Source organism: Synechococcus sp. R55.7, assembly GCF_047461955.1.
GTDB lineage: Bacteria > Cyanobacteriota > Cyanobacteriia > Thermostichales > Thermostichaceae > Thermostichus.
In genome coordinates this window covers 2,556-6,425 of the sequence record NZ_JANSIC010000103.1, presented here as the reverse complement: position 1 = coordinate 6,425, position 3,870 = coordinate 2,556, and the positions used below count along the sequence as shown (strand labels likewise).

Annotated in this window: 2 protein-coding genes; both read left to right on the top strand. The window is 62.5% G+C overall.

Annotation, left to right across the window (positions count from 1 at the left end; translation table 11 throughout):
- Positions 1 to 2,289: hypothetical protein (locus NW820_RS07090; RefSeq protein WP_414407082.1), on the top strand; the 2,289-nt coding region annotated here is incomplete at its 5' end.
- A 50-nt stretch (positions 2,290 to 2,339) separates the two neighbouring features.
- A complete protein-coding gene (locus tag NW820_RS07085) occupies positions 2,340 to 3,659 on the top strand; it encodes an NAD(P)/FAD-dependent oxidoreductase (RefSeq protein WP_414407081.1) in 1,320 nt (439 codons plus the stop codon).
- Positions 3,660 to 3,870: the final 211 nt, after the last annotated feature.

The window sequence follows — 3,870 nt, the reverse complement described above, 5'->3', positions numbered from 1 at the left end:
CGTCGCTATGGCATGATGGGTCGGAAGGAAAAGGTTCGCACTCTCCCCATGGTAGGGCAGACCCTGGGTGGCCGCTATCAGATCTTGGAAGCACTGGGATCCAGCGGACAAACCTACTTGGCACAGGATAGCCATCATCCTGAGCGGCTTCGGGTGGTGCTCAAACGCTGGCAGGCCGGCCAAAATGCTCCGCACCGCGAACACAGTGAGGACTCCGCCTCGCTACGGCATCTCTTTCAGCAAGAAGTGGCGCTGCGGGAGCACCTGGGATCCCACGAGGGTATCCCCCGCCTGTTGGCCTGCTTTGAGCAAGAGGGGGAGTTTTATTGGGTGGAAGAATGGGTTGAAGGGCCCACCCTGGAACAAGCTCTATTGCTAGGTAACGCAACCGAGAGGGGCCAGCTAACGACTCCGTCCCGCCAAATGCACTGCCATTGGGGGCACGACTGGACAGAGGCTGAGGTACGAGCCTTGTTGCAGGATGTGCTGCAAACCTTGGCCTTCCTGAATGGGGAAGGGGTGAGCTGCTGCAACCTGCAGCCCTCTCGCTTGATCTACCGTCAGGCGGATGGCCGATGGGTGTTGTTGAAGTGGGGGGGTGAGGAACAGGGTCTGGCTTTTTCCGGCTCTGGCTTCGGGAACCCCTATGGCCCCAGGCATTGCAGCGACCTCTATGCTCTTGGGCTGATTGCCCTGCAGGCCCTCTGCGGGATCCCGCCCCAGAAGCTGTTTCGCGACCCGTTGACGGGGGAGTTGCGCTGGCACGATCTGGCCTCTACTAGCGCTCCTTTTGCTGCTTTTCTGGATCGTTTGGTGAGCTGCAACCCACAACAGTGCTTTCCTTCAGCAACAGCAGCTCTGGCCGCTTTGCAGGCTTTGCCCCCCGCCGAGAGCCCCCCTGCCGCCGAACTCCTGTCCCAGCCCAGCCCTGTCGCCGCCGAGCCCTTACAGGAGCCAACCACCCCACCGCGTTCTCCGGTATCGCTGCGGGCGCGTCCCCGGATCCCACCGGTTTGGGCAGGAGGCAGCTTGGCGGCTTTGCTGGCGTTGACGGTGGCAGGGGTATGGCAGATGAGGGCGAACCTTGGCCTGCGGGGGGAGCCCAAGGATTCTGTCCCCCTCACGAGAACGGGATCCTCTGGCCCGGCAAAGCGCAACGGCCTGGGACTCCGTCCTACTCGCGAGAACGGTTCTCATGCCTCCGTCCCCACCGCCGTCACGGTCGCGGAAGCGTCGCGTAGCGATAACGACCCGGCAGACTGGGCCAAGTCTTTGCAGCTCAAGGCTACGCTGGAAGGCCCTGTCGCCGTCACTGCTCTGGCCATCAGCCCGGATGGAAATCTCCTTGCTGCCGGGGGAGACGACGGCGTGATCCGGCTTTGGGATCCCCAGGCTGGCCAACTGCTCCAGAGCTGGGCAGGCCACGAGGGATCCGTTGAGGCACTGGCCATCAGCCCAGATGGTACCTTTTTGGTGAGTGGGGGGGCAGACAAGACGGTACGGGTCTGGGATCTGGCGACCCTGGGGGATCCGGCTCTCTCGCCTGGGGATGTGCTGGCGCGGCTGCAGTTGCAAGGGCACACCGGGTTGATCAACAGTGTCGCCATTAGCCCCGATGGTCGTTGGATTGCCAGTGGCAGCGCCGACCGCACCATCCGCCTTTGGCAGGCCGACAACGGCCAGTTGATCCGCACCCTGGCGCCTCCCACTGCTGCCGCCCAGGAGACCCCTCAGAGGGCTGGCATTACAGCAGTGGCCTTTGGCCCAAGACCTACCCGTATGAATACTTCCCACCAATCTGAAGGGATCCCCCCTTGGATCTTGGTGGCCGCCAATGGAGATCCCACCGTTCACCTTTGGGATCCTGGCAGCGGGGCCTTGCTGGAAACCCTAAAGGCCGACTACCCCATCGAGCAGGTGCTTCTGAGCCCAGATGGCCGCTATTTGCTCGCTGGCAGTACCGGTGGCATCTTGGTCTGGAACTTGGGCACGGGATCCTTGGAGCGCACCTTGCCCCAGACTTTGTCCGGCTTGGCCGCCCTTGCCCTCAGCCCTGATGGCCGCTTGCTCGCCAGCGGCACCGATTACCGCGCTCACCAGATCAAGCTCTGGGATCTGCGCAGCGGAGAACAGTTGCGCACCCTGGGCGGCCAGACTTGGATGGTGAGCGTCTTGCTGTTTGGCCCCGGTCGCGGAAGCGTCGCGCAGCGATATGGGCAGACCCTTCTCAGTGGTGGCGCCGATGGCTCAATTCGCATTTGGGGGCCAGCCGACCCAGCTCAGCCCTAGTGGGATCCAAGCAGATAAAATACTCGACGAAGAAGGGATCCCGGCAGAGCATGGGCAAAGCTGTCATCATTGGGGCGGGGCTGGCCGGCTTGGCTTGCGCCAAAGTGCTGAGCCAGGCGGGGTGGAGGGATGTCCTGGTTCTGGAAAAAAGCGATGGCCCTGGGGGGCGGGTGCGTACCGACAAGGTGGATGGCTTTCGCCTGGATCGCGGTTTTCAGGTGCTGTTCACCGCCTATCCCAAAGTGCGACAGCATTTGGATCTGGGCAAGCTCGATCCCCGTCCCTACCGGCCCGGCGCTATTTTGGCTCAACCCGGTCGCTGCTGGCTGTTGGGGGATCCCCTACGGGATCTGTCCAGCCTTCTCCCCTCTTTGCTCAACCCCTTGGCCAGCTTTGGGGACAAGCTCAAGGTGCTGCAATTGCGATCCGAGCTGGCGCGCCGCAGCCCGGAGCAGGTTTTTCAAGAAGGGCTAGGGGGATCCGATTGCTCGCTGCGGGAGTTTCTGGAGCAGTACGGCTTTTCCCAACAGATCTGCCAGCACTTTTTCTACCCCTTTTTCCGAGGGATCCTCCTGGATCCAGACCTGGCCAGCAGCGCCCGCCTCTTTGCCTTTTACTTCAAGATGATGGCCGAGGGCTCCATCGTCACCCCGGCCTTGGGCATGGGAGAACTGGCCCGACAACTGGCCGGTCACCTGTCCCCCGAACAGATTCGCTACCAAACCCCGGTGGAGCGCATCCTGGCAGAAGACGGGAAAGTGCGCGGGATCCGCACCGCCAAGGGTGAAGAGATCCCTGCCGAGTGGGTAGTTTGTGCTACTGATGCCCCTCAGGCACGGGCCTGGCAGGCGGAGCTGTGCCCTCAAGCCCCCACCCCCATTCCCACCCAGGGGCGAGCGGTGACCTGTCTCTACTTCTGCGCCCCCTTTTCCCTCAGCCGCGGCGCCTACTTGTACCTCAACGCCACCGGCCAGGGCTGGATCAACCATTGGGTCCAACTTACCCGCATCAGCCCGGCGCTGGCTCCTCCTGGCCAACACCTGTATTCGGTGGTGGTGCTAGGGGATCCCCCCTTGAGGGACGAGGAACTGGCCCAAGCCTGCCGGGCCGAGCTGCAAACTTACTTCCCCGTCGCGGCAGCGTCGCGTAGCGATAAAGCCCCCTTGGAGCAACTGCGCCTGCTGCGGGTGTACCGGATCCCTTTTGCCCAGTTTGTACAACCCCCCGGCTTTCAGCAGCATCTGGTTCCCACCTTTAGCGGCCTGCCGGGCCTCCTTTGGGCCGGGGAATACACCCACCAGAGCAGCCTCGAGGGATCCCTGCGCAGCGGCGAACAGGCAGCGGCGTGGATTCTCCAAAAATCGGCGTAAATCTGTACAAAGCAATACAGACTTTCTTAAGCCTATTCCCAGCAACAAAGCTGGGATCCCGTGGTATGAAGGGGGTGGACTTGGTTGCCCACGAGGATCCCTCTGTCATGCAAAACGCTACCCTCAGCCCCATCCCGCTCCTGCAGCGGTCATTCGAGATGGCGGGCCCCATCTATGGGCCGCTGCTGATCCTGGCCTCTCCTGGCTTTAT